Origin of the sequence: Nocardiopsis prasina DSM 43845 (assembly GCF_000341265.1) — a bacterium.
GTDB classification, from domain to species: Bacteria; Actinomycetota; Actinomycetes; order Streptosporangiales; family Streptosporangiaceae; genus Nocardiopsis; species Nocardiopsis prasina.
The window spans coordinates 1-26900 of the sequence record NZ_ANAE01000192.1; the positions used below are offsets into that span (position 1 = coordinate 1).

Consider the following 26900-nt stretch of genomic DNA (forward strand, 5'->3'; position numbering starts at 1 on the left):
GAGGAGCGGCTCGTCCTCCTCGACGGTGTCGCCGACGCTCTTCAGCCACTGGGTGATGGTGCCCTCGGTGACGCTCTCACCCAGGGCGGGGATGGTCACGGGGGTGCCGGGGCCGTCGGAGTCGGCGGCCGGCGCGGCGGGCTCGGGCTCGGGGGCCGGGGCGGGCTCCTCAGCGGCGGGCTCGGGCTCAGGCTCGGGCTCAGGCTCGGCGGCCTCGGGCTGAGCGGCCTCGGGCGCGGGTGCCGCGTCGTCGGCGCCGTCACCGTCGCCGCCGATGATCGCGATCTCCGCGCCGATCTCCACGGTCTCGTCCTCGTCGACGAGGATCTTGGTGAGCACTCCGGCCACCGGGGACGGGATCTCGGTGTCCACCTTGTCGGTGGAGACCTCAAGGAGCGGCTCGTCTACCTCGACGGTGTCGCCCACGTTCTTCAGCCACTGGGTGACGGTCCCCTCGGTGACGCTCTCACCCAGGGCGGGCATGGAAACGGAAGTCGGCATGGATTCCTCGTTGGATCTGGACGCGGTACCTGCCCAGGCCTTGATGGGCAGCGCGGATGTGTGCGGGGGCGGGCCGGTGAGGGCCCGCCCCCGGGGGTGAAGCGGTCAGTCGTGGACGTGCAGCGGCTTGCCCGCCAGCGCGAGATGCGCCTCGCCCAGCGCCTCCGACTGGCTCGGGTGCGGGTGGATCAGCTGCGCCACCTCGGAGGGCAGGGCCTCCCAGTTGTAGATCAGCTGGCCCTCGGCGATGAGCTCGCCGACGCGGCTGCCGACCATGTGGACGCCCAGCACGGGGCCGTCCTTCTCGGCGATGACCTTGACCGCGCCCTGGGTCTGGAGGATCTGGCTCTTGCCGTTGCCGGCCAGGTTGTAGTTCATCTCGACGACGTCGTGACCGCGCTCCTTGGCCACCTTGGTGGTCAGACCGACGGAGGCGACCTCAGGCTCACAGTACGTGACACGGGGGACACCGTCGTAGTCGATCGCGGGCGGGTTCTGCCCGGCGATGTGCTCGGCGACGAAGATGCCCTCGGCGAACCCGACGTGCGCGAGCTGGAGGGTCGGGATGAGGTCGCCGACCGCGTAGACGTTGCCCACACCGGTGTGCAGGTTCTCGTCGACCTTGACGAAGCCGCGGTCCAGGGTGACGCCCTGCTCCTCGTAGCCCAGGCCCTCGGAGACCGGGCCGCGGCCGATGGCGACCAGCAGGACCTCGGCCTCCAGGGTCTTGCCGCCCTGGAGGGTGACGACCACGCCGGAGTCGGTGGTCTTGACCGACTCGAACGGGGTGCCCAGCTCGGACTTGATCTTCCGCTTGCGGAAGGCGCGCTCCAGCAGCTTGGAGCTGGACTCCTCCTCGACGGGGACCAGGTTCTTGAGGGCCTCGACGATGGTGACGTCGGCGCCGTAGGAACGCCACACGCTGGCGAACTCCACGCCGATCACGCCGCCGCCCAGGACGATGACGGACTCGGGGACGCGGTTCAGGCCCAGGGCCTGGTCGCTGGTCATGACCTTGTCGCCGTCGATCTCCAGGCCCAGGGTCTTGGGCTTGGAGCCGGTCGCCAGGAGGATGTTCTTCCCCTTGTAGACCTTGCCGTCGACCGTGACCTCGTCCTTGCCGGTGAGCTTGCCCTCACCCTCGACGACGGTGATCTTGCGGGACTTGATCAGCCCGCTCAGGCCCTTGTGCAGGCCGCTGATCACCTTGTCCTTGTACTTGTGCACCGCGTCGATGTCGATGCCCTCGAACGTGGCCCGGACACCGAAGTTCTCGCTCTCCTTGGCGGTGTCGGCCACCTCGGCCGAGTGCAGGAGGGCCTTGGTGGGGATGCAGCCGCGGTGCAGGCAGGTGCCGCCGAGCTTGTCCTTCTCGATCAGGACGACGCTCATGTCCAGCTCCGCGGCGCGCAGTGCCGCCGCGTAGCCGCCGCTGCCGCCGCCAAGGACGACGAGGTCGAAGGTGCCGCCGCTCTCACTCACGGGAACGAACTCCTAGTTGTGGTGGCTGGTGATGGGTGGTGGAAGACCGCGGGCCACCGCCGCCGCTGGCGGTGTGTCGATCGGGGACCCCCGGCTGCCGGGGACGGGGGGCGCTCGGCTGGGGAGCGCCGCCCCGCCCTTCCGGACTACTGCTTGCGGGCGTAGTCCTCGGCGATGCGGACGAGGGTGCGGGTACCCGCACCCGTGCCGCCCTTGGGGGTGTATCCGTGCGGGCCGCCCTGGTTGAAGGAGGGCCCGGCGATGTCGAGGTGGGCCCACTTGGTGCCCTCCTCGATGAACTCCTGGAGGAAGACGCCCGCGGAGAGCATGCCGCCCCAGCGCTCGCCCGCCACGTTGGCGATGTCGGCGACCGAGGAGTCGAGCCCGGCGCGCAGCTCGGCCGGGAGCGGCATCGGCCAGGAGGCCTCGCCCTCGGCGGTGGCGGCGGCGACGATCTCGTCACGCACGGCGTCGTCGTTGGACATGACCGCGAACACGCGGGTGCCGAGCGCGACCAGCTGGGCGCCGGTCAGCGTGGCGATGTCCACGATGAGGTCGGGCTCGTCCTCGTGGGCGCGGACCAGGCCGTCGGCCATGACCAGGCGGCCCTCGGCGTCGGTGTTGAGGACCTCGACGGTCCTGCCGCCGTAGATGCTCAGGACGTCGGAGGGGCGCTGGGCCGTGCCGCTGGGCATGTTCTCGGCCACGGTCAGGTAGCCGACCGCGTTGACCTTCAGGCCCAGGGTGGAGATGGCGCGCATGGCGGCGAGCACGGAGGCGGCGCCGCTCATGTCGGACTTCATCCAGTCCATCGAGCCCGCGGGCTTGAGGGAGAGGCCGCCGGAGTCGAACGTGATGCCCTTGCCGACGAAGGCGACCTTCCTGGTGGCCTCGGGGTGGCTGTAGGCCAGCCGGACCAGGCGGGGCGGGTTGGCCGAACCCTGACCGACACCGGTCAGGCCGCCGTAGCCGCCCTCGGACAGGGCGCGCTCGTCCAGGACCTCGATCTCCAGCTCGGCCTGCTGGGCGATCTCCTGGGCCGCCGACGCCAGGTCCTCGGGGACGAGGTCGGCGGGGGCGGTGTTGACGAGGTCGCGGGTGAAGGAGACAGCCTCGGCCAGGACGGCGGCGCGCTCCACGGCGTCGGCGGCGCCGTCGGCCTCGCTGACCACGGTGAGCGTGGCGGCGCCGCGCGCGGCCTTCTTCTCCGCCTTCTCACCGGTGCGGTAGCGGTCGAAGCTGTAGCAGCCGAGTTCGGCGCCCAGGGCGACGGCACCGGCCTGCTCGGCGGTGCTCGCGGGCAGGGCCAGGACGACGCGGCCCGCACCCTCGGGGCGCGCGCTCAGCGCACGCAGCGCCGCACCTGCGGCGCGTGAGAGGACGTCGGGGTCGACGGCACCGTCGGCGGGCGCCGGGCCGAGCCCGACCGCGACGACGACCGGGGCGCTGACGGCTCCGAGGGAGGCAATGGTGTGCACCTCCTCAGGGGCGCCGCTCGCTCCCAGGAGCGACAGGGTCGAGCCGAGGCCGCCGGAGAAGGCGGCGTCGACGCTATGAGCGCCCGATGCGGGCTCCGGGGCGTCGCCTCCGGAGTGGTAACCGACGACAACCGCGTCGGCGTCGAGCGAACTGGGGGACTCCGTGTTTACTGACAACGTCGTGCTCACGTCCTCGATGCTAGTCCTCCCGCGCCCCCGACGGTGACGCGGCGTCCCACGCCCCAGGGGTCCTGACGCGGCGCTCCCCGCCGTCGCGCGGTGCCGCCGGGGCCCCGGGTGGGTGCGCCTCCGTCCGCGCCATGTGGGGGCTCTGGTCCCTCGCGGGAGGTGTCGCACGCGGTCGGCGGCGCCCGAACGCGCTGTCCCCGGCCCTGACCGCGTGAAACCCGGTGTGAAAAAATGTGATGATGGCGACATCCGGCCGTCGCGGAAAACTACCAGACCGCACGAATCGGCAGGTGAAACAGCCCCCGGTCCTTCACAGCGGGGCGCCGCCACCCCCCTCCCCGTACCCGGCACCCCGGCCACGGCTCCGGAGCCGTCCAGTTCTAGGATCGCTTCTGCGAGCCCTCACTCGCCCTTGACCTGCACGGGAGGAACACATGCCGGGTCCCGCAACCTCCGTCGCGTTGGCCCCGCGGGCCTCCCGTCTGGCCACCGTCGCGTTGACCCTGTTCGCCGTGTCCGTCACGACCCAGGCCCCGGCCGGGGCGGACTCACAGGTGGCGGACGCCGTCCGGGAACTCGCGTCGGGTGAGCACGTCCACGTCGCCGAGAACGGCCCGGACGTCCCCGAGGAGACGCTGGCGCTCGCCCGTGCACGGCTCTCCGAGGCGAGGACCCCGATCCGGGCCGCCCTCCTCGAAGGCGTGGACCCGGCGCGGGCCGTGCACACCCTCGCCGGGAAGGTCGGCGAACCCGGCCTGTACGTGGTGGCCACCGAGGAACGCGCCGCCACAGGGAGCGTCACGACCAACCTGTCCTGGACCGCCGTGGGCATCGACACCGGCGGCGCCGACCTGGAGGAGCACTTCGTGTTCTCCCACGGAGACACGGTGGAGCAGCTGGTCAGCGCGGTGGACCTGGTGGACGGCGACCTGCTCGACGACATCGGGTCGGCCGTGCGCGAAGAGACCGTGTACGTCCACCCCGCCGTCGAGGCGGCCCTGCCCGACCTGGACACCGCGGCGCTCCGGGAGCGGTTCGACGGCCTGGACGACACCCGTGTCGCGGTCGTTCCTCCACCGGGCGAGAGCGCCTCCAGCTACGAGGAGGAGTACGCCGACGCCCTGCTCGACCCGCTCGGTGACGACGGCACGGCCCTGCTCGCGGTGTGGACCTACGACGACTTCAGGTTCACCCCGGCCTCCGGACCGGAGGGGCCCGAGCCTGCGGACCTCGCGTGGCTGCTGCCGCTCGGCCCCGGCCTGGACGGACTGGCCCCCGCGCTCCACGTCTTCGCCGGAGCGGTGGACGGGAACGTGGTGGCCGACGCCCGCACGGCACTCGCCGAGGACCACCTGTTCGTGCACCCGAGGGCGGGCGCCGACATCAGCGAGGCGCAGCGTGCCGAGTTCGACGCCGCCCTGGCCGCCCTGAACGAGCCGGTCCGGGTCGCGGTCCTGCCCTCCGGTGCTCGGTTGGAGGCCGACCCGGACGGCGGCGCCGCTCCTCTGGCGGAGGCGGTGGGCGACGGGCTCGACGGCCCCGTGGTCGTCTACGCGCTGGACGGCTCCGGCGGAGTGGAGTACTACCCGGTGGACGGAGGCGTCGACGGTGAGCACGACCTCGACTCCGCCGTCTTCTTCGGCCTCGACCACGACAGTGCCCGCGCCTCGGTGGACGGCCTCCTCGCGGAGTTCGGCGACGATCCGGTGGTCAGCACGGACACCCCCGCCACGGACGGGGGGACCACCCTGCCCTGGCCCGCCGCACTCGGACTGCTGGTCTCCCTGGGCCTGGTCTCGCTGGGCCTGGTCGGCTCGCGGGAGCGGCGTCGGGCCCTGGCCGCCCGGGAGGAGGAGCGCCGGGCCGCCGAGCAGGAGGACGCCGAGACCATGGCGGAACTGCGCGCCGAGGAGGCGGCCCGGGTCGCCGACATCCAGGAGGAGAACGACCGGGGCATCACCGAACTGGGCGAGGCCCTGGCCCACGCCGAGGCGCCGGTCACCGACTCCGTGGCGGAGTTCGAGACCCACCTGAGGGAGTACGAGCGGCTCAAGGAGGACAACGAACGCGCGGACGACATCGACCGCGTCCTCTCCGTCCGCCACCGCACGGAACAGGCGCGCGACCGCCTGGAACGGTGGAACCGCCGCCAGCGCGGTCAGTGACCGAGGGGCTCAGGCCCGCACAGCCGCCGCCGTCACCAGCAGGACCACCGTCACGGCCGTCTCCACCAGGGCGCCCAGGACGTCCCCGGTCACCCCGCCCAACCGGCGGACGGCCCGGTACAGAAGAGCTCCGGCCGCCGCCAACCCGGCCACCGACCCCACCGCGCAGGCCACGGCGAAGCCGGGGGAGTGCGCCAGCCCGAGCAGGCACGCGGCCAGCACCCCGGCCGCGCACGCTGACGCGGCCAGGGGACGCACCGTCCCGGCCACGAACGAACCCAGCCCGTCGGGACGCGCCGAGGGCACCCCCGTGCACGCCAGGGTCACCGCCAGCCGTCCGGTCGCGCCCGCGACCACGGCGCCGGACACGGCCGCCCAGGGTGAGACCCCGACCAGCTGCGCCAGTGCCAGCACCTGGGCGCCCACCGCCACCAGCAGGGTGATCACCCCGAACGGGCCGATGTCGGAGCGGCGCATCACCTCCAGCGCACCCTCCGCCGGGCGTCCGCTGCCCAGGCCGTCGGCGAGGTCGGCCAACCCGTCCAGGTGCAGGCCCCGGGTGAGCAGCGCCCCCAGCCCCACCGAGAGCAGCGCCGCCAGCGGCGCGGACCAGCCCCACCACGCGCCGGCCGCCGCGACCCCGCCGACGACCCCGCCGAGCAGTCCGCCCAGCAGGGGAGCCCAGACCATCGCCCACCCGGCCACGCCGCGGTCCACCCGCGCCACACGGACCGGCCAGACCGTGAAGGTGCCCACGGCCATCCGTGCTCCGGCCAGAGCGTCGGCCCCGCTCACCCGAGCTCCACCACGCGTCCCGCCGTCACGAGCACCACCGCTTCGGACTCGGCACCCACCCACTGGTTCAGCAGGCCCAGCTGATCGCGGAAGATCCGGCCCGAGCGGGTCGGCGGAACCACACCCGAGCCCACCTCGTTGGTCACCGCCACCACGTAGGCCCGCGTCGAACGCCAGGCCTCCAACAGCTCGTGGACCGCGGTCTCCAGCAGCTCCTCGGCGTCCTCGGGCGGCTGGTCCTCCCAGAGACCGCATTCGCCCATCACCCAGGTCAGCCAGGTCCCCAGGCAGTCGATCAGCATCGCGCCCTGCGTCTGCCTGAGCAGCGACGCGAGTTCGGTGGTCTCCTCGGTCCGCCACCACCAGGGGCGCCGCCGCGCGTGTCGCTCTACCCGCTCAGCCCACTCCGGGTCCGCCTCGTCGGGGACCGGCCCGGTGGCCGCGTAGACCACCCGGGGTTCGGTCAGCAGACGGAGTTCGGCCTCGGTCGACTTGCCCGAGCGCGCGCCGCCGGTGACCAGGGTCCGGTACGGCCCTTGCGGGCGGGACTCCGGCCACACGGCGGGCGGACAGGACATGACCGTGCCGTCCCCCGGGGCCATGACGCCCCACAGGTGGGCCCGCCGGGCGAACTCTTCGGGGGACCGGATCCGGTGGTCGCCGCCGACCGCCACGACGGCGGTGGTCACCCCGATCACCCCGGACCGTCGCAGCTCACCGACGACCTCCGGACGCTGGGCCGCGTCCACGATGACCATGTCCACCTGTTGGGCGGGCGCCGACGAGTACGCGGACGAACCGGAGGGACGACCGTCGGCGGGCGGTCCCCCCGGCAGCGGACCAGGTCCGGAGCGGGCGAACAGCAGACGGCCTCCGTCCGCGCCCTCCACCAGGGCGCCGTCCGGTGTGTTCGTCACCGTGTAGCCGGGCGGGACCGGTCCGACCGCCCCCGCCTCGCGTAGGCGGAAGCGGTCGTCGACGGTCACCCGCAGCGGCAGGCGGCGTTCCGCATGGGCCTTGTTGCAGGACGAGCAGGTGCACTGCGGGGCTGGCCAGCCCGTGTGACCCGCTGTCCCCAGAAATCGGATACGCACCCAAAAAAGTAAACAGCATCGTGGACCAAGGCTTGGTTAAGCTCGGCTCAGGATCGCGGTGCACCCACCGTGGAACCGGCGACGAAGGGCGGGCGAGGATGGCGTGGACGTGGCGGTACATCGGGGTCGATGGTGACCGGACGGGGGCGGAGGACCTGCCGACCGAGTCGTTCACGTCGCGTGGCGACGCCGAGAGCTGGCTCGGGGAGAACTGGGCGGAGCTCGCGGAGGGCGGCGTGGCCAGCGTCGCCCTGCTGGAGGAGGACCACGAGGTCTACACGATGCCCCTCGGCGCCGAGTAGGTCGGCCGCGCGCACTGCCGGATCCGGCCCGACCAGGTCCGGCCGTGGGACGGGCCGAGGGCCCGGCGGTCGCACGGCCGCCGGGCCCTCGGTGACGCGGCACCAGGCCCTGTTTCTTGGATGAATCCTCCCAGCCGTCGCCCGCCACCACCCTCAACGGACGCCTGCGGCGCGGTGTCCTCGCGTCACCACCGGGCGGCCTCTCTCATCGATGTCGGCACTCCGCCGACACGAGCGAGAGCATCCGGAAGAACAGGCCCTAGCCGCGGACGTTCTCCGGGCTCTTGGTGAGCTCCGGGTCGCGCTCCACGCTGTCGCCCAGGACCTCGTCGATCCGGGCCATCAGCGCGGCGTCGAGCTTGACCCCGGCCGCCTTCACGTTGCTCTCGACCTGCTCGGGGCGGGAGGCGCCGATGATCGCGGCGGACACGTTGGGGTTCTGGAGGACCCAGGCCACGGCCAGCTGGGACAGGGTCAACCCGGCCTCGGCCGCCAGCGGCTCCAGCCGCTGCACCCGCNCAGGGCCTGGTCCGCGACCTTGTCGGCGAGGAAGCGCTCGCTCTTGGGGTCGCTGGCCCGCGAACCGCTGGGGAGCTCCTGGCCCGGCTTGTACTTGCCGGTGAGGACGCCGCCCGCGATGGGCGACCACACGAGCTGGCCGATGCCCTCGCGCTCGGAGAGCGGGACGACCTCGGACTCGATGACCCGCCAGATCATGTTGTACTGCGGCTGGCTGGAGACGATCCGGTCGAAGCCCATCTCGTCGGCGATCTTCAGCGCCCGCTCGATCTGGTCGGCGCGCCACTCGGAGACACCGATGTACAGGGCCTTGCCCTGGCGGACCAGGTCCTCGAAGGCCCGCATGGTCTCTTCGAGCGGCGTGCTGTAGTCGTACCGGTGCGCCTGGTACAGGTCCAGGTAGTCGGTGCCCAGACGGCGCAGGGAGTCCTCGCAGCCGCGGATGACGTGCTTGCGGTTCAGACCCCGGTCGTTCCTGCCCTCGCCCACCGGCCAGAAGACCTTGGAGAAGATCTCCAGGCCGTCACGGCGCTGACCCTTGAGCGCCCGGCCCAGCACCTCCTCCGCCCTGCCCTGCGCGTAGGCGTCCGCGGTGTCGAACGTGGTGATGCCCGCGTCGAGCGCCGCGCGGACGCAGGAGGCCGCGGTGTCCTCCTCTACCTGGGAGCCGTGGGTGATCCAGTTCCCGTAGGCGATCTCGCTGATGATCAGACCGCTGTTGCCAAGATGCCGAAATTCCATGCCGAGCACTCTAGTTGGCGGGGCCTCGGTCGGCGTGACGGGGCTCGGGGCGATGTGAAGGGCCGGTGCGGTCACCGGCCCCGCTCACGTCGTCGGGGATGGGGATGTGGGACGGCCGGTGGTTCAGCGGACGCCGCTCGGTGTGGGGTCGTCGCCGACCTTCAGCCGGGGCTTGGGCAGACGCAGGCGCCGGAACTGCAGCTGGCGCATCGCGGCGTACATGCCGATGCCCTTGACCGCCGGGTCGTCCGGGAAGTACTCGGTGGCGTGGCGCTTGACCGTGCGGCCGATCATGACGCCCTCGGCGATGATCGTCACCATCATCAGCGGCCACAGCACGTAGGCGACGCCCACCTGGAAGACCGGGTTGTTGATGAACAGCAGCGCGATGATCAGGATCGAGAACGGGAGGAAGAACTCGCTCGCGCTGCGGCGCGAGTCGATGAAGTCCCGGGCGTACGCGCGGGCCTTGCCGAGGTCCTGCTGCCGGAAGTACTTCTCGTCTCCCTTGGGAGCGCCGGAACGCCGGGCGGTCGTGCCGCGTTGACGTTCGAGACGGTCCCGGTAGGCGCGGTAGGCCTCCTTACGGGTCTCAGGGGCCTTCACCGGTCGGCGCGGGGTGCCTTCGGATTCCCTGCGCTTAGGGGTGGGCACACCCTTCTTGGGGGTATATCCCTTAGGTTGGGTGGCCTCAGTGGCCTCAGGGCTGGCGGATTCGGCGGAGGTCGAATCCGGGGCTGCGGAAGCGGAGCGACGTCGGAACACACCCTCAGGGTAGCCGGTCATAGCTTTATGGCGACCGCGGGCCAGACCGCGTAGGGTTGGGCAAAGCGCCCGCTGGGAACAGCCGATGTACGCACCGAGAAGGGGACGGCCACGCCAATGAGCGTGTTTCAGCGACTTTCGATGATCTTCAAGTCCAAGGCCAACAAGGCCCTGGACTCTGTCGAGGACCCCAGGGAAACCCTCGACTACTCGTACCAGAAACAGCTCGAACTGCTTCAGAAGGTTCGTCGCGGTGTCGCTGACGTCGCGACCTCCCGCAAGCGGGTCGAGCTCCAGATCCAGCAGCTCGAACAGCAGTCCGGCAAGCTGGAGAACCAGAGCCGCGCCGCTCTGACCCAGGGCCGCGAGGACCTCGCCCGCGAGGCCCTCACCCGTCGTTCCGGCCTCACCAGCCAGATGGAGGGCCTGCGCGAGCAGCACTCCAACCTCCAGAACGAGGAGCAGAAGCTCACGATGGCGGCCCAGCGCCTGCAGGCGAAGGTGGACGCCTTCCGCACGCGCAAGGAGACCATCAAGGCGACCTACACCGCCGCCCAGGCCCAGACGCAGATCAGCGAGGCCTTCTCCGGTATCTCCGAGGAGATGGGCGACGTCGGCATGGCCGTGCAGCGGGCGGAGGACAAGACCGCCGAGATGCAGGCCCGTGCGGGCGCGGTGGACGAGCTCCTCGCCTCCGGCGCGCTGGACGACGTCACGGGCACCGGCCCGAAGGACGACATCCAGTACGAGCTCGACCAGATGGCGAGCACGACCGGTGTCGAGGCCGAGCTGGAGCGTATGAAGCTCGAACTCGGCGGCGGCAGTGGTGGCGCCACCCCGCAGATCGAGGGCGGCAACGGGGCCGGGAACCGGGAGGGCTCGTGATCGTTCGCATCATGGGTGAGGGGCAGCTCGACCTCACCGACGCCGACCTGGACCTGCTCAACGACTTCGACGCCGCCCTGGAGGCCGCGATCGAGTCCGGTGACGAGGCCACGTTCCGCAAGGCCCTGCACGACCTCCTGGCGAAGGTCCGGGAGGACAGCAAGCCGCTGCCGCCCGACTCCCTGGAGCCCTCGCAGTTCATCCTCCCCCCCGCCGACGCCAGCATGGACGAGGTGCGGGAGATGCTCCAGGACGACGGGCTCATCCCGGGCTAGGAACCACCCCGGGCCAGGGACCACCCCGTCTCGGTTCCCGCGTGCGCGTTCTTCCCCCCCGGCCGCCGTGATCCGTCACGGCGGCCGGGGTGTGTCCGGGGTCATGCGGCCGTGGGGACACGCGGTGCCCCGCTTTAACCCGTTTCTCACCTCCCCGAACTACACTCCGACACATCCGCAGGGGAGGGAGTCGGCGTGGCTGGTTCGAAGTTCCGTCCGGACCGGGGGCTGACGGCCCGGATGGTCATGACCATGGTCCTGCTGTTCCTGGTCTACGTCGCCTTCGTGGTGGGTTTGGTCCTCGCCGGGCTCAACGTCTGGCTGGTGCTGGTCCTCGTCGCGGCGTTCGCCCTGTTCTCCTACTTCTCCTCCGACAAGATCGCGATGTTCGCGATGGGCGCCAAGGAGGTCACCCCCGAGCAGGCGCCCGACCTGCACGCCATCGTCGACCGCCTGTGCGCCATGGCCGACATGGCCAAGCCGCGGGTGGGCATCGCCGACACCGACGTCCCCAACGCCTTCGCCACCGGCCACAACGAGAAGTCAGCGGTCATCTGCGTCACCACGGGGCTGACGCGCCGCCTGGACGGCCCGGAGCTGGAGGCGGTCGTCGCCCACGAGCTCTCGCACATCGCCCACCGCGACGTGATGGTGATGACGATCGCCGGGTTCCTCGGCATCGTCGCCGGGTTCCTCACCCAGGCCGGTCTGCGCTTCGCCATGTTCGCCGGAGCGGGCGGCGGACGCGGCAACAACAACGGCCCCGCCCCGGCGGTCGTCGCGCTCCTGGTCGTCCTGGTCAGCGCCGTCGCCTGGGTCCTGAGCTTCCTGCTCACCCGCGCACTGTCCCGCTACCGCGAGCTCGCCGCGGACCGCGCCGCCGCGTACCTGACCGGCCGACCGTCCGTGCTGGGCAGCGCCCTGTCCAAGATCACCGGCGACATGGCCCGCATCCCCACCCGGGACCTGCGCCAGGCCGAGCCGTTCAACGCGTTCTTCTTCGCCCCGGCCTTCGCGAAGAAGGGCTTCAGCATGAACCAGCTCATCGCCACCCACCCGCCGGTCGAGCAGCGCCTGGCCCAGCTCGGCGACATCTCCCGCCAGCTCGGTCGCGGAGCCTGACCCCACCGAACCACCCACGAGGGGAACCCACCACCATGAGCTTCTGGCGCAGCCTGCTCGGCCGCTCGGAACCGGCCAAGCCCGACCTGGACGCGCTCTTCGGCCTGCCCTCGGCCGCGCTCACCCTGCGGGCCGGGGTGGGACTGACCCCCACGGGTTCGGGGTCGGTGGCCTTCCGCGCCTCCGAGGGCGCGGCCTTCGCCGACATCGAACGCGACGTGACCGAGCTGCTCAACGCGGGGGAGGGGCCGTCGGTGGAGCAGACCACCGACGACTACGGCTACACCTGGCTGGTCCTGCGCCCCGGTGCCGCGCGGGGGGCGACCACCGGCGACGAGCCCTCGGGCGGGGAGCTCGTGGACACCGACATCACCGGCCTGGTCACCGACCTGCACGCCGTCAACTCCACGCTGGAGGCCAACGGGTACGGCCCCTCCCTGCTGTGCTCGCTGGTCGGCTTCACCGACACTCGGGGCCGTTCCGTGGGCCTGGTCTACCTGTACAAACGGGGCACCTTCTACCCCTTCGCCCCCGAGGGCGGTCAGCGCCGCGACAACGCGCTGGAACTCCAGGTGGAGGCGTCAGCGGGGGACGACCTGCCGATGGAGAAGGACCGCTCCCGCTGGTTCCCGGTCTACGGCGCCCCCGGCCTGTGAGGCGGGGCCGTCCGGAGATGGCATCTGCGGCCCGGACAAATTACCCTTGGAGGTACGAGCACACCCGTGCGTCGCCTGGGCCACACTTGCACCGTGCGGCCGGGGTGCCAGCGCGAACACAGCGGCCACGCGACGGAATGCCACACCGGCCTCCGACGTTGGGACCCGTTGAAGAGGACTGGACCCGCCGACGCGGGCCGGTCCGGTAAGCGACCGGGGTCGCCAGACGGCCGCAACCCCTTTCCAGAGGAGCTTTACAACATGACGGTTCAGAGCGAGGCCACCGCGCAGGGAGTCATCCTCACCGATGGTGCGGCCGACAAGGTTCGGGCGCTCCTTGACCAGGAGGGCCGGGACGACCTGCGCCTGCGTGTGGGCGTCCAGCCCGGTGGTTGCTCGGGGCTGCGTTACCAGCTCTACTTCGACGAGCGAGACCTCGACGGCGACGTCATCGCCGACTTCGACGGTGTCGAGGTCGTCACCGACCGCCGCAGCGCCGCCTACCTCATCGGCGCGACCATCGACTTCGTGGACACCATCGAGAAGCAGGGGTTCACCATCGACAACCCCAACGCCACCGGTTCCTGCGCCTGCGGTGACTCCTTCAACTAGGCGTCCCGAGGCTCCCCAGGGGAGCGTTCAGGTTCTCGGAACCACAGGGGGAGGGCGGACGCGGACGAGCGTTCGCCCTCCCCCTCTGGGTACCCTTGGCTGGTCCGAACGGGCACGTCCCCGGCATGCCCTGAAACAGCTCGCCGGATCGTCCCCGAGCGATCCACCTCGCCAGCAAGGAGCCCACGTCCCGTGCGTATCGCGGTTGCCGGATCCATCGCCACTGACCACCTGATGACCTTCCAGGGTCGGTTCGCCGAGCAGATCATCCCTGAGCAGATCCAGCAGTTGTCCCTCTCCTTCCTCATCGACGAGCTGGACGTGCGCCGTGGCGGCGTCGCGGCCAACATCTGTTTCGGCATGGGCGGGTTCGGCCTGAGCCCGGTCCTGGTCGGTGCCGCCGGCGCCGACTTCGAGGAGTACCGTTCCTGGCTCGACCGCCACGGCGTCGACACCTCCGCGGTGCACATCTCCGAACTGCGCCACACCGCCCGGTTCGTCTGCACCACGGACCTGGACCAGAACCAGATCGCGTCCTTCTACACGGGCGCGATGGCCGAGGCCCGCAACATCGAGCTCCAGCCGATCTCCGACCGCGTCGGCGGCCTCGACCTCGTCCTGATCGGCGCCGACGACCCCGCGGCCATGATCCGTCACAGCGAGGAGTGCCGCACCCGCTCCATCCCCTTCGCCGCCGACCCCTCCCAGCAGCTGGCCCGTATGGAGGGCCCGGAGGTGCGCACGCTGATCGAGGGCGCCGCCTTCCTGTTCACCAACGAGTACGAGAAGGCCCTGGCCGAGCAGAAGACCGGCTGGTCCGACGCCGACGTCCTCTCCCGCGTGGGGACCCGCGTCACCACCCTCGGGGCCAAGGGCGCCCGGATCGACCGCAAGGACGAGCCGAGCGTCCACGTTCCCTCCGCCGCCGTCGACGAGCTCGTCGACCCCACCGGCATGGGCGACGCCTTCCGTGCCGGCTTCCTGTCCGCCCACTCCTGGGGCCTGCCCCTGGAGCGCGCGGCCCAGGTCGGCAACGCCACCGCCGTGCACTGCCTGGAGGCCGACGGCCCTCAGGAGTACACGCTCACCGGTGCCTCGCTGCTGGAGCGCCTGGAGCGTTCCTACGGTGCCGAGGCCGCCGAAGAGGTCCGCCCCTTCGTGTGACCCGTGTCCGCCCCGGCCGGAAAAGAACGCACTCTGGTCGGGGTGGTACCCCGGAGCCCGTAAAGTGGATGGCTGTGACCCGCACGGGAAGTCCCGTGCCCGCCCGGTGCGTCGAAACGCGTGCCGGGTCATTCGCCCGAACCGCTCGCGCCGGGTCACGCGCGGCGGTGGGGAACCCGCTCCGACCCGCACCGCGGGACACCGGGGCTCGGGCGCCCTGAGCGCCTCCCAGATCTAGGCCAGCCTTACCTGGGATTCCCTGATTCACCCTGAAAGGACTTCGCATGCGCTACACCGGACCGAAGGTGCGGTTGTCCCGGCGCGCCGGCACCCCGCTGACCCGTAAGGCGGTCAGCTACTTCGAGAAGCGTCCGTACCCGCCCGGCGAGCACGGTCGTCGCGTCCGCCGCAACAGCAGCGACTACGCCGTTCGTATGGCGGAGAAGCAGAAGGTGCGCTGGTACTACGACCTGACCGAGAAGCAGCTGGTCAGGATCTACGAGAACGCCAAGAAGCGTCCCGGCCGTACCGGTGAGGAGATGCTCGGCGAGCTGGAGCTGCGTCTGGCCACGGTCGTGCTGCGCGCCGGTCTGGCCGCCTCGATCTACGCCGCGCGTCAGTTCATCAACCACGGTCACATCACCGTGGACGGCAAGAAGGTCGACATCCCGTCGTACCAGGTCAAGCCGGGCCAGATCATCAGCGTTCGGGAGAAGTCCCGCTCGATGGTCCCGTTCGTCGAGGCCGCCGAGGGCATCCACGCCGACGACAAGATCGCCGGATACCTCGCCGTGAGCCACAAGGACCTGCGCATCGCGGTCGTCGACCGCCCCAAGCGTGAGCAGATCCCCGTGCCCTTCGACGAGCAGCTCGTCGTCGAGTACTACGCTCGCTAGACGGTTCCCGCGGTCGCGGTTCCCTTCCTCGGGGGCGGAACCGCAGTGTGGGACAGGCCGCGTGGACCCCGTGTCCGCGCGGCCTTCGCCTTGTCCGGTACCTCCCTCCCTCCGCCCCTTTGGTGCTTCGGGAGGGGGATCGGGTACTTCGCGCCGCCCCCGGAAAACTGGACGGCGTGAATCGTTATCGCAACGGGACCGAAAGCCCGGCCCGGTGTTCCGGTGATGTCGACGGCGGTCAGTACATCCGGCGGATGTGAAAAGCGCTACCCCGCGCCAGTGGCCGCTCGACGACGAACTCGTGCATCTTCATCCGGCACCAGGACGGTATGTCCGCGCTCGCCGCGGGATCGTCCGCGGTGACCGCGATGACCGCCCCGATAGGCACTTCGCGCAGTCGGGCGGCCAGCATGATGATCGGGATCGGGCACTTGAGCCCCACCGCCTCCACGGTGACCAGCGGCTGCTGCGACGTCGGTCGCTCGGGCACGTCCACCCCCTGTTGGTTGTCGTCCTGTGGCCCAATCTTGACCCGGTGCGCTGCAAAAGGCGCACCCGGTTAAGGGTGTCGTAAACCCAGCGATACGCTCGCCTTGGTCTCGCGTCGCGAACGCGCACACCACCGCATCGAGCGGAGATGTGAACGGGAGCGGCCAAGGGGCCCGGGGGATCGCCGGGCCGCGCCTCGTAGCCAGCCGGGAGGACTTCCCTCGGGGGCGACCTGGCCCGGCTCCGTGGGGCCGCCGAACGTTTCGAGAGGGCGCGTCTGGCAACACGCTGACCAGGCAAGCCCATGAACGGCACGCTGGGCGGTTCGCGATAATGTTTCCCCCTGACAAGCTTTGGATACTTAGGCCGCCCGTGGAGAATCCACGGGCTTCACCGCTGGGAAGGCAATCCGTGAGTCCGACCCGCCAAAAAAATCGGCGCTCAACACTGCGCCGATGGGCACCACGCGGCGCCGCGCTCGCCGTGCTGGGGCTGGCCGCGACCGGCTGCGCGTCGAACGATCTCACTCGTTTGGGCATGCCGGAGCCGATCACCGAGCAGGCCGAGCGTGTTATCTCGCTCTGGCAGGGCTCGTGGGTGGCGGCTTTCGCGGTCGGCGTCCTTGTGTGGGGACTGTTCATCTGGACAATCCTCTTCCACCGCAAGCGCTCTGAGCAGTTGCCGCCGCAGGTGCGGTACAACATGCCCATCGAAGCGCTGTACACCGTTCTGCCGATCGTCGTCATCTCGGTGCTCTTCTTCTTCACCGCGCGAGACCAGGCCTACCTGCTCGACACGGAAGAGCCCGCCGACGTCCATGTAGAGGTCGTGGCCTTCCAATGGGCCTGGCAGTTCAACTACATGGACGACACCAAGGAGAACGGTGGCGACGTGCTCTTCTCCGAGGTTGGTATTCCCAACCCGGACGGCACCGCCAACCGTGACACCCAGACGACCCTCGTCCTTCCCGAGGGCGCGGTCGTCCACTTCGACCTCCACTCTCCCGACGTCATCCACTCGTTCTGGATCCCGGCCTTCGGCTTCAAGATGGACGTCGTCCCGGGCCGGGACAACTCCTTCCAGGTCAACCTCATGGAAGGTTCCGAGGGCGAGTACGTCGGTCGTTGCGCGGAGCTGTGCGGTGTGGACCACACCCGCATGCTCTTCAACGTCGAGGTCCTCCCGCAGGACGAGTACGACGCCTGGGCCGCAGAGCAGGAGGCCAACGCGACCGAGGCCGCAGAGGCCGCCGAGGCCGCTGCCGCTGAGTCCGAGGCCGCCGAGACCGACGACGCTGAGGGCACGGGTGCTGACGGCACCGACGCTGAGGGCACGGGAGCCGAGGCGACCGAGTCCGAGGAGAATGACGAGTAAATGACCACGACGGCAACCGAACCCCGCACTGACGGTCAGGCACCGTCACGCAAGGGGTCGATCATCGTCAACTGGCTGACGTCGACCGACCACAAGGTCATCGGGTACATGTACCTGATCACCTCCTTCGCGTTCTTCCTCTTCGGAGGCGTGCTGGCGCTCCTCATGCGCCTGGAGCTGTTCCACCCGGGCATGCAGTACATGTCCAACGAGCAGTTCAACCAGCTCTTCACGATGCACGGCACGATCATGCTGCTGATGTTCGCGACCCCGCTCTTCGTCGGGTTCTCGAACATCCTCATGCCGTTGCAGATCGGCGCCCCCGATGTGGCCTTCCCCAGGATCAACCTGTTCGGCTACTACCTGTTCCTCTTCGGTAGCCTCATCGCGATCAGCGGCTTCCTGACCCCGGGCGGCGCGGCCAGCTTCGGCTGGTTCGCCTACACCCCGCTCTCCGACGCGGTCCGCTCGCCGGGCCTCGGCGGCGACCTGTGGATCCTGGGCCTGGCCGTCTCCGGTCTGGGCACGATCCTCGGTGCGGTCAACTTCATCACCACCGGCCTGTGCATGCGCGCGCCCGGTATGACGATGTTCCGCATGCCGATCTTCACCTGGAACACCCTGCTCACCAGCGTCCTGGTGCTCATCGCGTTCCCGGTCCTGACCGCGGCCCTGATCGCTCTGGGCGCCGACCGCATGGTCGGCACCCAGGTCTTCAACGCCGAGCACGGCGGCGCCATCCTGTGGCAGCACCTGTTCTGGTTCTTCGGCCACCCGGAGGTCTACATCATCGCGCTGCCGTTCTTCGGTATCGCGACCGAGATCCTCCCGGTCTTCAGCCGCAAGCCGATCTTCGGCTACAAGAGCCTGGTGGCGGCGACCATCGCCATCGCGGGCCTGTCCGTGACCGTGTGGGCCCACCACATGTTCCCGACCGGCGCGGTGCTCCTGCCGTTCTTCTCGTTCATGACGTTCCTCATCGCGGTTCCGACCGGTGTGAAGTTCTTCAACTGGATCGGGACGATGTGGCGCGGACAGCTCACGTTCGAGACGCCGATGCTGTTCACGATCGGCTTCCTGGTCACCTTCCTCTTCGGCGGTCTGACCGGTGTGCTGCTCGCTTCGCCGCCCATCGACTTCCACGTCACCGACTCCTACTTCGTGGTGGCGCACTTCCACTACGTGGTGTTCGGCACCGTGGTGTTCGCGATGTTCGCGGGCTTCTACTTCTGGTGGCCCAAGTTCACCGGGCGGATGCTCAACGAGAAGCTGGGCAAGTTCCACTTCTGGCTGCTCTTCCTGGGCTTCCACGGCACGTTCCTGGTGCAGCACTGGCTGGGTGCCATGGGCTTCCCGCGTCGTTACGCGGACTACCTGGACACTGACGGCTTCACGCAGCTGAACCAGATCTCCTCTGTCTCCTCGTTCGTGCTCGCGGCCTCGACGCTGATCTTCTTCTGGAACATCTACGTCACCGCCAAGAGGGCGCCGCTGGTCACCGTGGACGACCCGTGGGGTTACGGCTGCTCGCTGGAGTGGGCCACCTCGTGCCCGCCGCCGCGACACAACTTCACGTCGCTGCCCCGGATCCGGTCCGAGCGTCCGGCCTTCGACCTCAACCACCCGCACGCGGCCGCACCCGGTGCCGTCGCCGCCGGTGCCGAGAAGAAGTAGGGGGTAGAGCACATGAAGATGCAGGCCTACCTGTTCATGGGCATCTCGACCTTCTTCGGTCTTGCTGCCGCGCTGTACATCTACTGGTCGCTCCAGGACACCGGTGAGATCGAGTGGGCGGGTACCACCGCCCTGGTGGTCTCCATCGGTTTCGGCTGGATGATCGGTTTCTGGCTCTGGCAGTCGGCTCGCCACAGCGAGCACCACCACGGCCTGCCGGCCGAGGAGCGGCTCGACGGCGAGATCGCCGAGAACGCCGGTGAGTACGGCTTCTTCAGCCCGCACAGCTGGTGGCCGATGTTCGTCGCGATGGCCGTCGCCTTCACGGCGGTCGGCGTGGCGATCGGCTGGTGGATGGTGATCACCGGTTTCTTCGCCGTCATCCTCACCTCGCTGGGCTGGGTCTTCGAGTACTACCGCAAGGAGTTCCAGCACTGACGTGCACACCCCGCGTGCCTGTCACTCTATGAGTGCTTTCGGCTACGCAGGGTAGGATGTGAGTGTCACCGCCCCGGTGACCGGACGCGTCGTCCCAGACGACCTCCGGCCGCCGGGGCGCTCTTGTTCGGTGGCCCACGTGACGCTGCCTTCGCAGGTCACGCCGCATCCAGGCCCTGTCGGCGTCACGCCGGTGCGCAGGCTCCGCGCACGCCTCGGGCCGCGTACGGACGCTGGAGGTCCTTGGCGTGAAGCGACGAATCGCCTCTTCCCGAACGGCCGCGGCAGCGGCAGCCCTGGTGTTCCTCGCGGCGGCGTGCACCCCCGAGGGCGGGGACGGCCCCGGGGGCACCGCGGCCCCCGGCGAGGACGAGCCGGGGCCGGAGGTGGAGGTCACCCCGGAACCGGGCGCCACGGAGATCCCTCCCAACACCCCCATCCGGGTCGAGGCCGTGGACGGCACCCTCACCGACGTGCGGGTCCATCAGGAGACCGAGGGCGAGGTCGCCTCCGGTGACGCGAAAGAGGTGGCCGACACCGGGGTCGAGGGTGAGGAGGAGGACCCCTTCCCCGTCACCGGCACACTCAACGAGGCCGGGGACGCCTGGGTCAGCGACTGGAACCTGCGTCCCGCGTCCTCCGTCAGGGTGTTCGTGACCGCGGCCGACGAGGAGGGCGAGGAGACCGAGGTGGTCTCGGAGTTCACCACCATGGGCGCGGAGGCCGACCAACGCCTCGAACTCGTCTCCAACTTCCCGAGCGAAGGTGACGTGGTCGGGGTGGGCATGCCCGTCATCGTCAACTTCGACCGGGCGGTCACCAACAAGGAGCAGGTGGAGAACTCCATCCAGGTCACGGCCGAGGAGGAGACCGAGGGCGCCTGGAACTGGGTCACCGACGAGATGGCGGTCTTCCGGCCCAAGGAGTACTGGGACCCCTACCAGGAGGTCACCGTGGACCTTCGGCTGGCCGGGGTCGAGTCCTCCGAGGGCGTCTACGGCGTGGAGGACCACCGCGTCCGGTTCGAGGTCGGTCGCGAGCTGGTGTCGACGATGCACGTTCCCGACCACGAGATGACCGTGTCCATCGACGGCGAGACCGTCCGCACCATCCCGGTCAGCAACGGGTCCGCCGAGGAGCGCTTCAACACCACCACCTCCGGTGTCCACCTCACCATGGAGAAGTACCAGGCCCTGGTCATGGACTCCGCGACCGTGGGCATCCCGGAGGGGTCGCCCGGCTACTACCGGCTGGACGTGGACTGGGCGGTCCGCACCTCCAACAGCGGCGAGTTCACCCACGCGGCTCCGTGGAACGCGGGGAACATCGGCAGCGCCAACACCTCCAACGGGTGCACGAACATGACCATGGAGGACGCCCGCTGGTTCCACAACCAGGCCCTCATGGGGGACATCCTGGAGACCACCGGCACCGAACGCGACCTGGAGTGGGACAACGGCTGGGGCTTCTACCAGCGTTCCTGGGAGGAGTGGCTGGCCAACAGCGTCACCGGGCAGCCGCAGAGCACCGACGGCTCCGGCACGCCCGGCTCAGTCCACGGTGACGACCTCTAGGGTGTCGGCTCCGCGCCCCTGAGAAGGCCGTCCAGGCGTCCGAGGGTGCGCTCCCAGGTCCACTCGGCGCTCACCCACTCCCGGCCGCGTGCGCCCATCTGGGCGGCGCGGTCGGGGTCCTTCAGGAGACGGATGAGCGCCCGCGCGGTCGGGCCGGGCATCGACCCGTCGACCACGTGTCCGGTCTCGCCCTCCAGGACCGCGTCCGGGGCGCCGCCCGAGGCCCCGGCGACCACCGGCAGGCCGGTGGCGGACGCCTCCAGGTAGACCATGCCGAGGCCCTCCACGTCCAGGCCGCCCCGCCGGGTGCGGCACGGCATGGCGAAGACGTCACCGGCGTCGTAGTGGGCGGGGAGCCGTTCGGCGGGGACCGGTCCGGTGAAGCGCACCGAGTCCGTCCCCTGCGCGGCCGAGCGGAGCCGGGGCGCGAGGGGGCCGTCCCCGACGAACAGCAGGACGGCGTCGGGCACGTCGGCCAGCACGCGCGGCCAGGCCCGGAGCAGGGTGTCCTGGCCCTTGCGGGCCACCATCCGGGAGACGCACACGACCACCGGACGCGAGCCCAGGCCCAGCTCCCGTCGGACCTCCTCGCCGCCCGAACCGGGTCGGAAGCGCTCGGTGTCCACCCCGGGGGCGAGGCGGCGCATCCGTTCCGCGGCGGTGGCGGACAGTGAGCGGGCCAACCGTCGGCGGGTGTACTCGCCGAGGTAGGTGACCGTGTCGACGCCGTCACCGATCCGCCGTAGCGCCGAACTCGCCCCGGGGACCACCGTCCAGCCGGTCTCGTGCCCGTGGGTGAGCGCCACCTGGCGCCGCACCCGTGAGCGCATCCCGGGGGCCAGGAGCCCCAGGGGGGCGGCGGCCCCGTAGAGCACGGAGTCGCACCCCTCCATCTCGGCGATGGCCCGGGCACGCCGTGCCACCCCCGGCGTGGGGAGCAGCACCGGCCCGGCCTCGCGCACGATGGGGAACGCCTGGTGCAGGTCGAAGTAGGGGTCGGCGCGGTGGTCCTCCGCCGTGGGGGAGGAGCAGTAGACCAGCACGGACCCAGGGGGGCGGCGCCGGGCCAGCTCGTGCACGAAGGACTCGATCCCGCCCGCGCGCGGAGGGAAGTCGTTGGTGATGATCAGGGTTCGCGACACCTGAGCGAGTCTAGGCGCCCGGACACGGAGAGGGCCTCTGGGAAACGGGTGGTTTCCCAGAGGCCCTCTCGCCGGTTCCCCGGCCGTGGGTGTCCGGGTCCCTAGGGGCGGACCGCCGCGACGAAGTTGGAGCGGTAGTAGTCGCTCAGCTGGACCGTGCCGATGGGGCGGGAGGACGTGGAGGCGTGCACCATCACGCCGTCGCCCGCGTACAGGCCCACGTGGCTCGGGTTCGGGCCGTAGAAGAAGATCAGGTCACCGGGCTGCATGTTCTCCCAGGAGACACGCTGACCCGCGTTGATCTGGTCGTAGGTGGTGCGCGGCAGGTTCACGCCCGCCTGGGCCCAGGCGGCCTGGGTGAGACCGGAGCAGTCGTAGCCGTTGGGTCCGGTGCCGCCCCAGACGTAGGGTTTGCCGACCTGCTGGTAGGCGAAGCTCAGCACGGTCTGGGCGTTGCCGGTGGCCGGGCCGGTGTAGTCGGCGCCGCCGCCTCCACCGCCCCCTCCGCTGCCGCCCCCGCTGGCGTCGCTGCTGACGTTCTCGGTCGCGGCGGCCTGTTCCTCGGCGGTCAGCTCGGAGAGGATCTCCTCCTGCTCGCTGATCGCGTCCTCCGCCGCCTCGGTGGCCTCCTCGGCCTGCTCCAGGGCATCGGCCGCGGCCTCCTCCGTGGACTCGGCCTCGCCGCGCAGGCCCTCCAGGTGTTCGAGCTCCTCCATGTACTGGGAGAGGCTCTCGTGCTGCTGCTCGGAGAGGTAGGTGAGGTCGGCCTGGTGCTCCAGGGCCTCCTCGGGGCCGGTGGCCCCGATCAGCTGGGCGGGAGAGGTCAGGTCCACGCCCGTGTAGGTGGTGTTGGCCAGGGCGCGAACGCCGCTGCTGAGGGAGTCGACCTTCTTCTCGGCGGTCTCGACGTCGGCGAGGATGCCCTCGAGTTTCTCCTCGGCCGCCTCGTGGGCCTCCTTGGCCTCGTTGTAGGTCGCGTTGAGTTCGATGAACTCCTCTTCGAGGCGTTCGATCTCCTCCTGGACCTCCTCGGACGTGGGCTCGGCGTGGGCCACGGCGGCGGGGAGGAGGAAGGCTCCGATGGCGAGGGAGGCGATGACCGCGGTACGGCGTTGGCGTTCGCCACGGGATGCAGACACTGAAGCACCTTTCTCCCCTTGTCCCAGGCGATACGGGGAACAAGGGACTGCACCGGGTGGGGAACCTCGGGCCAGAGAGGGTGGCCGAAACGGTGTGGGGGTGTGCCCGACCCGGGCGCGGCTGTCACCACCAGGGGGTGGTGAATGAGGAGCAACCGCGCTCGGCGATGAACACTAGTGCATTGGTCAGGAAGCTCTCAACTGTTTCGTGACATTCCGCTGGAAGACGAGGAGTGTCCGAAAACCGGGTGCATGTCCCTAAAAGGACCCCTGGCGGAGGGTGCGACCCCCTCGACGCGAGAGGCCGCCGTCCCGGTGGGGGACGGCGGCCTCAGGTGACCACGAGGGGATCAGGGGCGTACGGCGAACTGGAACTGACCGCCCCAGTAGGCGGCCAGGCCGACGACCTCGATGTTGCGGCCGCTGCTCGGGGCGTGGACCATCTGCCCGTTGCCCGCGTAGAGACCGTTGTGGCCCAGGTCGCCGAAGAAGAACAGGATGTCACCCGGCTGGACGGCGTTCATGTCGTAGATACGGGTACCCACGTCGGCCTGCCCGTAGGTGGTGCGGGGCAGGTCGACGCCGGCCGCGCGCCAGGACGCCTGGACCAGGCCGGAGCAGTCGTAGCCGTTGGGGCCGGTGCCGCCCCACACGTAGGGCAGGCCGACCTTCCCGTAGGCGAAGTCCAGGGCTGACGAGGCGTTGCCGCTGCCGCCGTGGCTCTGGCCGCCGCTGTCGTCCCCGCCCTCGGCCGAGGCGTCGGAGTCGGGGAACTGGGCCAGGATCTCCTGCTGCTCCTCGATCGCCTCCTCGACCTCGTCCTTGGCCTCCTCGGCCTCGTCCTTGGCCTTCTCGGCCTCTTCGAGGGCCTTCTCCGCCTCGTCCTTGAGAGCGAACAGGCGCTCGGCGGACTCGCCGAAGTCGTCCAGCTGGGTCTGCTGGGTGTCCGACAGGTAGTTGAGGTCCGCGTTCTGCTCCAGCAGCGCCTCGGGGCCGTCGGAGGTCAGGACGTTGGCGGTGGAGTTGAGCTCGCCGCCCTGGTAGGTGGCGCTGGCGAACTGCTGGACCTTCTCCCGCAGATCGTCGTAGCGCTCCTGCTCGTCACCGACCTGGCCGTCGAGCTCGTCGAAGGCGGCCTTGGCCGCCTCGTAGTCCTCTTCGGCCTGGTTGAAGTTCTCGACCGCGGTGGAAGCCTCTTGGTTCAGTTCCTCGATCCGGTCCTCGACCTCGTCCTGGGTCGGCTCGGCGTGTGCGATGCCGGGGGCGATGAAGGTACCGGCGGCGACCACACCGAGACCGGTCGTAGCGATTCGGCGAGCCGTACGCCGACCACCGGAGTTCTTCATGGCGGTCCACGCTCCTTGAGGTTGAAAAGTCCGCATGGGGTGCTGGAGACGGAAGGAAATCGGGGGGAACCCGTGTGTGGGCACGGGCCTCACGAGAGTGTGCGGGTCCCGGTCGGCCTGGGGAGGCACAAGGGTGGCCTTCTATCCGACAGGGCACTCACGTTCCTGGAAGAACCTAGCGGAACGGCCTGCGCGCCTCAACCACGGCACCCGCACGATTCCGCCCGGGACACCGTGCTTCCCGGCGGGGGAGGCGCGGACCGACCAGGTGGGAGGGGAGGGTCGACGGGCCCGGCGCGCCCACGCGCGTGGTGAGACTCTCAGCCGAGACGAGGCGGCGGAGGAGGCGCACCGGACCCGGGGCGCTCAGGAGTGCGACTCCAGGTGGCGCAGGAAGACCGTGGACGGCACCGCGCGAGCCCCCGCCCGCCGGACCGTCGAGACGATCTCCTTGTCGGAGGTGACGACCGCGATCGGTCGGCCGGGTGGTTCGGCCCGCACCAGCCGCACGATCAGGGTGTCGGCGATCTCCCCGGGAGCGCTGAAGAGCACCCGTACCCGGCGGCTGGGCGTCACCGGCGGGGCCTCCACGTCGGCGCCGTCGAACACACAGGTGATCTCCGCCTTGGTCCGGCTCGCCAACCCCTCCAACGACGAGAGCAGGCGTGCGCGCTGGTCCGCCAGCGGCAGGGTCCCGTAGCCGGTCTTGGTGACGTTGTAGCCGTCCAGCAGCAGGTGCACCCGAGGAACCGTCAGCAGGTGCTCCAGCAGGCCGGGGGCGTCGTCGGGCAGACCGCCCAGCGACACCCGGCGGTGCTCCTCCTGGGCCTCCGCCACCAGGTCGGCCGGACTGTCCAGGGACGTGGGCAGCGCCAGCTCGCGGCGCAGACCGTGTGAGGCGTCCACCAGCACGTCCAGCAGCACGCGCAGCCGGGCCTCGTCGGCGTTGCGGCCGGTGCGCACCGCGCGGCGGGCGTTCTCCACCTGCGCCTCCGCGTCCGCGAGGCGGGACCGCAACCTGCGGTTCTCCACCTCCAGGGCGCTGACCTGGCTCTCGTTCTCGTGTCGCCGGTCGGTCGTCTCGGACACCACCCGCTCCGCCTCGGCCACCGCCCTCCTGGCGCGCTGGCGCTCGCTGTGCACCTTGCGGCGCAGCTCGGCGATCTCGGTGCGCTGCTCGCCGATCTGTCCGCGCAGGCGCTCCAGCTCCGCCTGGTGGCCCTGCTGCGTCTCCTCCAGGCGTCGCCGGACGTCGTCGAGGGCCTCCGCGGCCTCGTCCACCTCCCGAGCGCTGGTCTGACGCTCCAGCTCCTCGTGGACGCCCTCGATGATCTCCGGCCACCCCTTGGGACGCAGGAGGTAGGCGCTGGCCGCCACCGCCACCGGATCGGCGGCGGGCGGGACGACTCCCGCGCGCATGCCCTCGGCCAGCTCGGGCCAGACCTGCTCGACCCGGGCGGCGACCTTGCTGCGGAAACCGTGGTCGTTCTCCAGCTGCGCGGCGATCTGCGGACCGGCCAGCCGTGCCCGGCGGCGGGGCTCGAACTTGGCGACCCGGCGCAGTACCGGGGGCAGGTCGGAGGAACGCATCCCGCCGAGCACGTCGGAGCCGTACTCGACGACACGGGCGCGCACGGGTTCGGGCAGCGGGCGGCGCAGCCGTTCCCCGCCCTCCTCCGAGGGCACCGACTCCTCGTGCTCCTCGTGGTTCACCGCCCCGGGGGTGCGGTCGCCGTCGTCACCACCGGAGCCGCCCGTCTCCGGGCGGGCGCTCATGCCCGACCCGTCGGGCTCTCCGCCGATGCGTCGGAGACCGACGAGTCGGCGTCGGGGCGGGGGACGATCTCCACACTGTCGGTGGCGCCGCACCAGCGGCACTTCACCCTCTCGACCGTCTCGGAGAGCACTGTGCGCTCCTCGACCGCTCCGACGCCGGACAACTCCTGGTGCACGAAGTCCTGGGAACGGACCGTCCGGGTCACGTCGAACCGCGTGAGGTTCCCGCACCCGGTGCATCGCCAACGCTCACTGTCACCCGGCATCGCGATCCCCACGGTTCCTCCTTGCGTCGTCCTCTTCACGG

The 26900-nt window shown here is 70.4% G+C and carries 25 protein-coding genes and 1 pseudogene; 13 read left to right on the forward strand and 13 right to left on the reverse strand.

The genetic code is table 11. The features are described from left to right. The 3 genes from D452_RS28825 to D452_RS0123030 form a co-directional block, all read right to left on the reverse strand. Window positions 1-483 (reverse strand): biotin/lipoyl-containing protein (locus tag D452_RS28825; protein WP_040694709.1); only part of this gene is annotated, 483 nt, incomplete at its 3' end. Between the two features lie 123 nt (window positions 484-606). After that, window positions 607-1983 (reverse strand): dihydrolipoyl dehydrogenase, encoded by a 1377-nt coding sequence (lpdA, locus tag D452_RS0123025; RefSeq protein WP_017546497.1) that lies wholly within the window; start codon window positions 1981-1983, stop codon window positions 607-609. Window positions 1984-2129: 146 nt separating this feature from the next. After that, the gene (locus D452_RS0123030) at window positions 2130-3650 is read right to left on the reverse strand and encodes a leucyl aminopeptidase (RefSeq protein ID WP_083927600.1); all 1521 of its coding nucleotides are present in this window, start codon (window positions 3648-3650) and stop codon (window positions 2130-2132) included. 434 nt (window positions 3651-4084) lie between these two features. Between D452_RS0123030 and D452_RS30740 the strand changes: the two genes are divergently transcribed. Beyond that, window positions 4085-5815 carry a hypothetical protein gene (locus tag D452_RS30740; protein ID WP_017546499.1) on the forward strand — a complete coding sequence of 577 codons (1731 nt, stop codon included), beginning with the start codon at window positions 4085-4087 and terminating at the stop codon, window positions 5813-5815. A 9-nt stretch (window positions 5816-5824) separates the two neighbouring features. On the opposite strand, the gene D452_RS0123040 is transcribed toward D452_RS30740, so the two are convergent. After that, window positions 5825-6610: an adenosylcobinamide-GDP ribazoletransferase gene (locus tag D452_RS0123040; RefSeq protein ID WP_017546500.1), complete on the reverse strand. Its 786-nt coding sequence runs from the start codon at window positions 6608-6610 to the stop codon at window positions 5825-5827. Further along, complete coding sequence (locus D452_RS0123045; RefSeq protein ID WP_017546501.1) at window positions 6607-7596, reverse strand: bifunctional adenosylcobinamide kinase/adenosylcobinamide-phosphate guanylyltransferase; 990 nt, start codon at window positions 7594-7596, stop codon at window positions 6607-6609. Before D452_RS0123045 ends, D452_RS0123040 begins: the two co-directional genes overlap by 4 nt. 206 nt (window positions 7597-7802) lie before the next feature. Between D452_RS0123045 and D452_RS0123050 the strand changes: the two genes are divergently transcribed. Continuing rightward, window positions 7803-8006, forward strand: a complete 204-nt coding sequence (locus D452_RS0123050; protein ID WP_017546502.1) for a hypothetical protein — start codon at window positions 7803-7805, stop codon at window positions 8004-8006. Between the two features lie 259 nt (window positions 8007-8265). Here D452_RS0123050 and D452_RS28830 read toward each other — a convergent pair. After that, a pseudogene (locus D452_RS28830) lies at window positions 8266-9266 on the reverse strand (aldo/keto reductase family protein). A gap of 123 nt (window positions 9267-9389) precedes the next feature. After that, complete coding sequence (locus D452_RS0123060) at window positions 9390-10052, reverse strand: DUF3043 domain-containing protein (RefSeq protein ID WP_026129604.1); 663 nt, start codon at window positions 10050-10052, stop codon at window positions 9390-9392. Between the two features lie 96 nt (window positions 10053-10148). Here D452_RS0123060 and D452_RS0123065 point away from each other — a divergent pair, with 96 nt between their 5' ends. The 7 genes from D452_RS0123065 to rpsD all read left to right on the forward strand — a co-directional run bounded on the left by D452_RS0123065 (window position 10149) and on the right by rpsD (window position 15641). After that, complete coding sequence (locus D452_RS0123065; protein WP_083927601.1) at window positions 10149-10916, forward strand: PspA/IM30 family protein; 768 nt, start codon at window positions 10149-10151, stop codon at window positions 10914-10916. Then, window positions 10913-11191, forward strand: a complete 279-nt coding sequence (gene pspAA, locus D452_RS0123070; RefSeq protein WP_017546506.1) for a PspA-associated protein PspAA — start codon at window positions 10913-10915, stop codon at window positions 11189-11191. The genes D452_RS0123065 and pspAA overlap by 4 nt, the downstream gene beginning before the upstream one ends. Before the next feature lie 195 nt (window positions 11192-11386). Next, window positions 11387-12313, forward strand: a complete 927-nt coding sequence (htpX, locus tag D452_RS0123075) for a zinc metalloprotease HtpX (RefSeq protein ID WP_017546507.1) — start codon at window positions 11387-11389, stop codon at window positions 12311-12313. Between the two features lie 35 nt (window positions 12314-12348). Continuing rightward, a complete protein-coding gene (pspAB, locus tag D452_RS0123080; protein ID WP_017546508.1) occupies window positions 12349-12969 on the forward strand; it encodes a PspA-associated protein PspAB in 621 nt (206 codons plus the stop codon). A gap of 261 nt (window positions 12970-13230) precedes the next feature. After that, the gene (locus tag D452_RS0123085) at window positions 13231-13581 is read left to right on the forward strand and encodes a HesB/IscA family protein (RefSeq protein ID WP_017546509.1); all 351 of its coding nucleotides are present in this window, start codon (window positions 13231-13233) and stop codon (window positions 13579-13581) included. A 192-nt stretch (window positions 13582-13773) separates the two neighbouring features. Then, the gene (locus D452_RS0123090; RefSeq protein ID WP_017546510.1) at window positions 13774-14745 is read left to right on the forward strand and encodes a carbohydrate kinase family protein; all 972 of its coding nucleotides are present in this window, start codon (window positions 13774-13776) and stop codon (window positions 14743-14745) included. Window positions 14746-15029: 284 nt separating this feature from the next. Beyond that, on the forward strand, window positions 15030-15641 hold the full coding sequence (gene rpsD / locus D452_RS0123095; protein WP_017546511.1) for a 30S ribosomal protein S4: 612 nt from the start codon (window positions 15030-15032) through the stop codon (window positions 15639-15641). Window positions 15642-15879: 238 nt separating this feature from the next. Here the strand turns inward: rpsD and D452_RS0123100 are convergent, their stop codons facing one another. Then, the gene (locus D452_RS0123100) at window positions 15880-16137 is read right to left on the reverse strand and encodes a sulfurtransferase TusA family protein (protein WP_017546512.1); all 258 of its coding nucleotides are present in this window, start codon (window positions 16135-16137) and stop codon (window positions 15880-15882) included. Window positions 16138-16541: 404 nt separating this feature from the next. Here D452_RS0123100 and ctaC point away from each other — a divergent pair, with 404 nt between their 5' ends. From ctaC to D452_RS0123120, 4 genes are all read left to right on the forward strand, one after another. Next, entirely contained in the window at window positions 16542-17504 is a 963-nt protein-coding gene (ctaC, locus tag D452_RS0123105; RefSeq protein WP_449289526.1) for an aa3-type cytochrome oxidase subunit II, read from the forward strand. Further along, window positions 17505-19178, forward strand: coding sequence for an aa3-type cytochrome oxidase subunit I (ctaD, locus tag D452_RS0123110; protein ID WP_017546514.1), 1674 nt, complete (start codon window positions 17505-17507; stop codon window positions 19176-19178). Between the two features lie 12 nt (window positions 19179-19190). Beyond that, window positions 19191-19616, forward strand: coding sequence for a cytochrome c oxidase subunit 4 (locus tag D452_RS0123115; protein WP_017546515.1), 426 nt, complete (start codon window positions 19191-19193; stop codon window positions 19614-19616). A 248-nt stretch (window positions 19617-19864) separates the two neighbouring features. Then, window positions 19865-21190, forward strand: coding sequence for a L,D-transpeptidase (locus D452_RS0123120; protein ID WP_026129606.1), 1326 nt, complete (start codon window positions 19865-19867; stop codon window positions 21188-21190). On the opposite strand, the gene D452_RS0123125 is transcribed toward D452_RS0123120, so the two are convergent. The 5 genes from D452_RS0123125 to D452_RS0123145 all read right to left on the reverse strand — a co-directional run bounded on the left by D452_RS0123125 (window position 21187) and on the right by D452_RS0123145 (window position 26871). Then, window positions 21187-22332 carry a glycosyltransferase family 4 protein gene (locus D452_RS0123125; protein ID WP_017546517.1) on the reverse strand — a complete coding sequence of 382 codons (1146 nt, stop codon included), beginning with the start codon at window positions 22330-22332 and terminating at the stop codon, window positions 21187-21189. The genes D452_RS0123120 and D452_RS0123125 overlap by 4 nt on opposite strands. A gap of 101 nt (window positions 22333-22433) precedes the next feature. After that, window positions 22434-23471, reverse strand: a complete 1038-nt coding sequence (locus D452_RS0123130) for a C40 family peptidase (RefSeq protein WP_017546518.1) — start codon at window positions 23469-23471, stop codon at window positions 22434-22436. Between the two features lie 350 nt (window positions 23472-23821). Beyond that, the gene (locus D452_RS0123135) at window positions 23822-24817 is read right to left on the reverse strand and encodes a C40 family peptidase (protein WP_083927602.1); all 996 of its coding nucleotides are present in this window, start codon (window positions 24815-24817) and stop codon (window positions 23822-23824) included. A 366-nt stretch (window positions 24818-25183) separates the two neighbouring features. Beyond that, window positions 25184-26593: an NYN domain-containing protein gene (locus D452_RS0123140; RefSeq protein WP_017546520.1), complete on the reverse strand. Its 1410-nt coding sequence runs from the start codon at window positions 26591-26593 to the stop codon at window positions 25184-25186. Next, complete coding sequence (locus tag D452_RS0123145) at window positions 26590-26871, reverse strand: hypothetical protein (RefSeq protein ID WP_017546521.1); 282 nt, start codon at window positions 26869-26871, stop codon at window positions 26590-26592. Before D452_RS0123145 ends, D452_RS0123140 begins: the two co-directional genes overlap by 4 nt. Window positions 26872-26900 lie beyond the last annotated feature (29 nt).